Source organism: Psychroserpens mesophilus, assembly GCF_050617655.1.
GTDB lineage: Bacteria > Bacteroidota > Bacteroidia > Flavobacteriales > Flavobacteriaceae > Psychroserpens > Psychroserpens mesophilus_A.
In genome coordinates this window covers 1-7,495 of record NZ_JBODQC010000020.1, presented here as the reverse complement: position 1 = coordinate 7,495, position 7,495 = coordinate 1, and the positions used below count along the sequence as shown (strand labels likewise).

At 30.1% G+C, this 7,495-nt stretch carries 7 protein-coding genes; all 7 read left to right on the top strand.

The window, feature by feature from the left end; translation table 11 throughout:
• Window positions 1–152 precede the first annotated feature (152 nt).
• The 7 genes from ACRHNM_RS16040 (at window position 153) to ACRHNM_RS16010 (ending at window position 7,268) form a co-directional block, all read left to right on the top strand.
• Window positions 153–449 carry a type II toxin-antitoxin system HigB family toxin gene (locus tag ACRHNM_RS16040; protein WP_431137656.1) on the top strand — a complete coding sequence of 99 codons (297 nt, stop codon included), beginning with the start codon at window positions 153–155 and terminating at the stop codon, window positions 447–449.
• An 11-nt stretch (window positions 450–460) separates the two neighbouring features.
• On the top strand, window positions 461–829 hold the full coding sequence (locus ACRHNM_RS16035) for a helix-turn-helix domain-containing protein (protein ID WP_431137655.1): 369 nt from the start codon (window positions 461–463) through the stop codon (window positions 827–829).
• Between the two features lie 277 nt (window positions 830–1,106).
• Complete coding sequence (locus ACRHNM_RS16030; protein ID WP_431137654.1) at window positions 1,107–3,536, top strand: hypothetical protein; 2,430 nt, start codon at window positions 1,107–1,109, stop codon at window positions 3,534–3,536.
• Window positions 3,537–3,547: 11 nt separating this feature from the next.
• A complete protein-coding gene (locus ACRHNM_RS16025; RefSeq protein ID WP_431137653.1) occupies window positions 3,548–4,567 on the top strand; it encodes a hypothetical protein in 1,020 nt (339 codons plus the stop codon).
• Between the two features lie 10 nt (window positions 4,568–4,577).
• Complete coding sequence (locus ACRHNM_RS16020; RefSeq protein WP_431137652.1) at window positions 4,578–5,597, top strand: hypothetical protein; 1,020 nt, start codon at window positions 4,578–4,580, stop codon at window positions 5,595–5,597.
• A 158-nt stretch (window positions 5,598–5,755) separates the two neighbouring features.
• A complete protein-coding gene (locus ACRHNM_RS16015; protein WP_431137650.1) occupies window positions 5,756–6,643 on the top strand; it encodes a hypothetical protein in 888 nt (295 codons plus the stop codon).
• A gap of 13 nt (window positions 6,644–6,656) precedes the next feature.
• Complete coding sequence (locus ACRHNM_RS16010; RefSeq protein ID WP_431137649.1) at window positions 6,657–7,268, top strand: hypothetical protein; 612 nt, start codon at window positions 6,657–6,659, stop codon at window positions 7,266–7,268.
• Window positions 7,269–7,495: the final 227 nt, after the last annotated feature.

Sequence of the window (7,495 nt, the reverse complement as noted above, 5' to 3'; positions counted from 1 at the left end):
GCGGATTTTCCTAATGGCTCGTTTCTTTTTACTAACTTAGTTCCTGCCAACGCAACTAGCCATAACACGAACACGTTACCCAACATTAAAAAAATAAATAAAAGTTCGTTATTTGAGAACTTTTGTATTATATTTGCATTAGACAATAAAATATGAAACGAATAATAGCGAAAAAAACTTTACGTGAATTTTGGGAAAAACACGCAGATTCGGAACAATATCTAAAAACTTGGTACGAAACTGCAAAAAACTCTAATTGGAGTTCTCCGAATGAAGTTAAAGAAACCTATATAAATGCAAGTATCTTAAAAAATAGTAGAGTTGTTTTCAATATTAAAGGAAATTCATATCGACTGGTAGTAAAGTTTAACTATATCAGACAATGGGCTTTTATTCGATTTATTGGAACTCACGCTGATTATGATAAAATAGATGCTAATACAATTTAAAATGTTGAATTATGGAAATTAAACCAATAAAAACTGAAAAAGACTATGATAAAGCTCTAGAAAGACTTGAGCTAATCTTTGATGCTGCTCCTAATTCAAAAAAAGGAGATGAAGCAGAAATACTATCTATGTTAATTGAAAATTACGAAAACAAACACTTTCCAATTGAATCACCTGACCCAATTGAGGCAATTAAAATTCGAATGGAAGAAATGAATCTCAAACAGAAAGATTTGATTGGAGTTATTGGTGGAAAAAGCAGAGTATCAGAAATTTTAAATAGAAAAAAAAGATTGACTGTCGATATGATTAGAGAATTGGAAAGGATTTTACATATTTCAGCTTCTGTTCTAGTGAATAATTATCAACTCTCGAAATAAAAACGTTGGGTAACAACGTGTATAACTAATTGCTGGTCTGTGTGTACTAGGAAAATCCTATCGGATTTTCCTACTGGTTCGTTTCTTTTTGTTAACTTAGTTCTCGCCAACGCAACTAGCCATAACACGAACACGTTGTAGCCAATTAAACAAAACCGTTATCTATTCTGAAACTTAACCAAAAAGAATTTCATTCACATAAACAAAAAAATACGTAATCTGTCGTATTTTTTAAATCATATAACTACTATAAATTGCTAACCAAAACTAAAAGTTTATGAAGCATAAAAGTATTTTAATAATAACATTAATAACAATATTCTCATCTTCATTTGCGCAAAACATAAATTGGATAAATGCCCCAGTAAACCCATTACCAAAAGGTGCTAACTTAAAAACCACGCAACTAAAAGGAGATGTGTTTCAAGAATACTTCTCCTTTTACGATACCAATGGAAATGAGCTAGATTTTGATAACAGTTACCGTATAAAAAGGGATCAGCAAAACAGACCTATTACTTATACCTATCCTGATGGAAAAACAACAGTCGTTACATATGATGCAGATGGAAATTTAATAAACGACGAGGGTAGAATTTATGAATATGACAACTATAACCGAATAATAAAAGCAACATTTGCCTACAAAACTATCGAATACAGTTACCAAAAACAAGGTGATTTATTAATGGTAACTATCGTGTCTAAAGTAAAAGATAAGGCGCCAACCACTAAAATAGAATACTATACAAATGGTCTATTAACTGAAAGAAAATTAACTTTAAACAGTGAGAAAACCTTTTTTAAATATAAATACGATGAAAAAGGCAACTGGATCACTAGGACAGAAACCAACACAGCAGGTAATTTAATAAACCAATATACAAGAAGTATAATTTACCATAGTGAATATAAGGATTTTAAAAAAAATGCTGTAATAAAAACAACAACCGGAGATCAAAATTTAAAAGGAGGGCTTGCAATGCCTCATTTATACATTAATGGGAAATTAGACAATACAAACTTATTTTGCAGATTCAATAATGATTATATTTTTTTTAATCCTTTAACATCTACATATTACATTGCCCCAAATGCTTTTGATGAGTGGATATCTTTAAAAGTTTCAATACCCTTTAAGCATTTAATTAACGCACAAAATATAATTGTGAGTGATGGAAAAACTGCAATTTGTATAGAAGAAGGAAAAACCGGTATGTTTTCCGATAGAAAATGGGAACTCAAAACTCAATATAAAAATATTATTTTAATTGATGCCAAAAGTGATGACGTTTATTTTGCCGAAAATGCTTTAGTAAATACAAATAATGAAACCAAGGCATACCCTGCCATTTCTATGACAGATAAAGGCAGAGAAGTATGGTATGTACTAAACCAAGAAAAGTCTCTCATTGCCTTTTATCATAAAGGAAAAAAAGTATCTGTAACTTACAAAGGCATTATTGCTAACACACAAGACCAAGTATATGCTGTTAATGGTGTAGCTACTTATGTTGCTCAAGATTATAGTAACGCAAAGCCATTGCTATTTAACATAGGACGTTATTTTAATCCTTCTAATGATAAGCTAGCTACAAGCACCACTACTACCAATAATTCATCTTCATCACAAAACAAATCATCAAACAGTTCGTGTATATCAGGAAATTGTGCAGACGGTTACGGAACATATACTTATGAAAGCGGTGCCAAAGTAGAGGGTTTTTTTAAAAATGGAAAAATTAACGGTTATGGAGAGTTTGTTTACGCCAATGGTGACACTTATAGTGGTAATTACCTTGAAGGTCAACTCGATGGTTATGGCCTTTACCACTGGAAACAGAACAACTTACACTATTATGGCCATTGGAAAGATACAAAACAACACGGTTATGGATATTTTGTAAAAAATGGAGAAACTGTTGAAGCTGGTATCTATAACGAGGGAAAATTGGTAACCAATCTTTTAACCGACTTTTCTAACGGTAAGTCTAGTGGAAATTGTCTCGGTAATTGTACCAATGGCTATGGATCTATTACCTACGATCAAGGTGATGTTTATGAGGGATTGTTTAAAAACGGTAAGCCATACAAAGCTGGCTCTTATATGTGGACTAACGGCAATAGTTATATGGGCGATTGGGATGATTTGGGTAAAATTAATTATACAGGTCAATTTTATACAAACACCTATGTCTATAAAGGTGCTTTTGCTCACAATGGATTTATTACAGGACTTGGTGTAAAACTAGATAAAAAAACAAATGTTACAACCTATGGAGAATTTAAAGAAGGAAAATTAGTTATTGATTATGCCAATGGCAATGCATCTACTAACAGTACAAATATCACATCAAACAAAAAAAGCAACTACAAGTATATAGGTAAAGTAGATGTAAGTAATAGAAACGTATCACCAGAAGTCAGGACATTTATTAATTCATTTAACAATAACAAAGATAATATCTCACAACATATAACAGATTTAGGACAAGTTATTAGAGAAAATAAAGCTGAAGGTGAATCAGACCGCAAAGTGTTTTTAAGAGTTTTGAACGAAATTTATAATGTAAATAAATATTTGGCTTTTAGAACTGTTATGGCAGTAGATAAGAAAACTTTAGACTACGTAATAGCTAATGCTCCAAAAGATATGAGAGACTATTTTAGACAAGAAGCAAAATATTTTCAACGTATGAATAATTGAAAACAACAATAATGTTATATATTAATAAACCATTGGTTTTGTGCATTCTATTATTGAATTCACCTGCCTTTTTAGCTCAATCCTTACCACAAATAAATGTAAAGGATTATGAATTTGAATCAAACACCAAACAAGTTGAAATTACCACCTACAATGTTGAAAATGATAGTGCAGTGGCGTTAGAAATTAGTAGCTACAGCTTTAACAATGAAGGTGCTATGGAAAGCTATGAGCTCCGAAATAAGCAAAACAAGTCTTGGGGAAAAGAAAAAAACACTTATAAAAAAGGGAGATTACACAAAAAATCTGGGAAGTATAGTAATTCTACACTAAATAAAAAGCATTACTACACCTATGATGACAATGATTATCTAATCAATGAACAAATTCGTTTAAATAACGGAAATACGAATACCGTAAAATTCGAATATAAAGACAATTTGCTTCACAAAATTAGCAGTAATGTAGATGAAACTGTAATCACACATCACTATACCCAAAAAGAACATTTATTTAAAAAAGTATATTCTAAGAAAGAAGTTGACAAAACAAATGTTATTTCCAATCATTTTTACTTAGAGAATAAAGAAATTTTCTCTTACATAGCGCCAAAAAACCATTATAAAGCACATATCTATAATGAAAACGTATACATTGGTTTTGAGCTTATAAACGACGAGCGTGTTAAAAGTAAACTAGATAAAGGCATTCAACGATTTAACCAAGAAGCGCCTAAAGACAATCTTCCGTTTAATTTACAAAAACATTGTAACCAAACTTGGCAGTTTTACGATAAAAATTTAGACAAAGTAATCCCTTTTGAAATAAAAATTTACAAGTATAAAAAAGATGCTTCAGGCAATAAAATAAAATATGCTGAAGCAATAGTTGATATAAAAACTAAAACCATTTCTAGCGTTAGTTTTTATAAAACAACATTTAAAAATAATAACGTTGTAGGCAGTACAGCTTTCGATAAAAACATATTTTCAGAGTTTAAAGAAGATATTACATTTATAAATATCCCATAACATTTAGTAAATGACGCATACAAATTTTGAAATAAAACCACTATCCCCTCAAGACAGAAATAAACTTAGAAAGCAGTACCTATTTGCTATTTTGTTCTTAGGTGTTGCCAGTGCCATATTTTCTTTCATCTATTTTTTTGTTATAAAACCAGATGATTTCAGTGGGATTCCTATAATTATGTTTTCTATATTTCTGCTATTCTTTGCTGGTATTTTTTCTTATATATTTTGGAATACTTATATCGATTTAAAACGAGGTATTAAACACTGTTTTACAGGTGCTGTTACCGATAAGCGTGTAGACAAACACACTACTAAATCAAGAAGTTATAATACCAGAATGGGAACAAATACAAGACACAAGTCTAGCAGAACCTATTATTATATAAGTATTGATAACAACGAACATAGTGTACCCTATTCAAAATACACAAAAGTAAACGTTAACGATAAAGTGTATTTAGAGTCTAGTCCAAAAAACAAAGAAGTTTTAGCTTTTACTATTTTAGAAAAAAATCAAAATCCAGTTACAATTGCTGCCAATACATTTTATTCTGCTCCTTTTAAAAGTAAAAGCATTACCAAGCCAATGCGCCAAAGTGAAATTGATTTAGTGAAAAAAATATTCTTTAAAAAAGTAAGACGAACATTAATTTACATAATTGTTTACAGCATTTTATTGTTTACTCTTTGGCAAGGAATTTTCATTTTTTTAATTCCTGTAATAATAGCCTTTATTTATACTTCAATTAAATTTCTTATTCTAATTAATAAGTATGTAAAATTCAATAGAAACGGAAATCTAAAACAAATAACTACGATACAAGTAACCGACAAGTTAACAATGACTTCAAATACTAACTCTACTAAATTTAGAGTGATAACAAATGTTGAAAATATTGACGTTTCAGAAAAAATATACAACAAACTAAAGGCAAACGCTATTATAGACTTACACAAAGCAACCTTTCTTAAAAACTTAGTAGGTGTTAGTATAGATGAAGGAACACAATATTTAGAAAATTTATGAAAACGGTGTTTGTCAAAATAGCGTTAAAATTCGTGCTTATATTTTTTATAAGCCATAAGCTATATAGCAATGCAGCTCAACCAGGTGTTTGGAACGCTGGCGGCACTGTTTTTACAATGCTACATCCCGAAGATTCTCTTAGCTTTAAAAAGGTGCAAATGCAACAAGAGCAAATTTACATTCAATTGTACAAAGGTTTTGCGGTTGTAAAAGGCGTCTACTGGTTTCGTAATACCACTAAAGACAAATTACAGTTTAAAATGGGATATCCTGTAAATGGCATTTATGCTGGCGGAGAAACAAACTTAAACCAGGTTAGTATAGATTCATTAAATGCGTTTAAAATAAAAGCCAAAGGCAACTGGTTACCATTACTTAAACAATCTTATCCAGAGCTTAATAATAACGATAAAAATCCTACACCATTTAGCGACAATTGGAAAGTGTGGGAAATGACGTTTCAACCCAACGAAATACAAATAGCTGAAGTTTATTTTATAGTAAACACCAATAATGCGCAAGTAAGAAAGGGCTATAATGTTGATAATAAAAATGCGTTTATTTATCTGTTAGAAAGTGGCTGTGTATGGCAGCCACCAATTGAAAACGCAGCGTTTTATATACAGTTAATGGATGGATTACTGCCAACAGATATAAACGGAATGTCTACAGGTTTCAATTTTAAATACAGCGAAAAATATAAATTATTTAGTGGTGAAAAACACAACTTTTCGCCTACCCCAAAAGACAATTTAGTGATTAGCTATCATAATAAAGAAGATAAGTTTTTATTTAAAAATATACTTTCTAAAGCTAACAGTTTATACCTATCTATAAATGATTTAAGTGCTTTACCTAAAAATAACATTGAGTACAAAGCCATAAAGTTAGGCAACCCTTATAACGTAAAACCTACAGTTAATGGTTTTTTACCAATACTATTAACCTATTTTGTAATGTATCTTCCAGGTATTATAATTGCTATTTTAATCATACTATTTATACGATATATGTTGAAACGAAGAAAACTAAAAATCAATTCCTAAACTAACCTAAACAATGCATTCCATTATTAAAAAACATATAAAACACTATTCTCAATGGGATTTTTTGGTTTTCACACTCTTTACAATACTTTCCATTTTAAATGGAAAAACCACCATATTTTATATGCTCTATTTTTTTTGGTGCAATGAATTATTGCGCATTATTATTGACCGCCTATTTTATAAAAGTAACTCAAATGCCATATTAGGATTTTCTAAAAAAAGCAATATTTTACCTTCGCTTTTCCCAATGGGAATATATTTTGTGTTTATTGTAGTCTTTTTTGGTTTTATTTCCAGCTGGAAAAATGAGGAAATTACATTAATGAATATGGAAATATTGTTTTTTAAAAATACCTTTTTTGTACTTAACTTAATATTTGTAGCCATAGAACGCATACTACTTCACAGAACACAACAAGCAGTAATAGTTATGTTTGGAATATTCACACCCAATATGCTTATACTTCATATTTCAATTATACTTGGTGCTTTATTAATGTTTTTCGTAATACGTAGTTTTCCCGACATATTTACACCAAGCAACCTTTGGGGTTCAGTTATTATAATCTTTCCATTCTTACTTATAAAAGCTTTTTTTACATATTACAGACAGAATAAATAAAAAAATAACTGGCTACAACAATGTATAAAAATAATAGCGGCTAAAGAATTAAAATAAAGGTTTTTACACAGAGCAAAAGTCGTAAATTTGCCGAAAAGATAGTGCATAAAACCCGCTACTATTCTTATACGAGATCGTTGTGCATAATGCTGACCCGTCCTGAATAAAGGCTACATAATTTTAAACATTATGTACAAAAATGACAAAGTAATTAGACGGTATTCTGA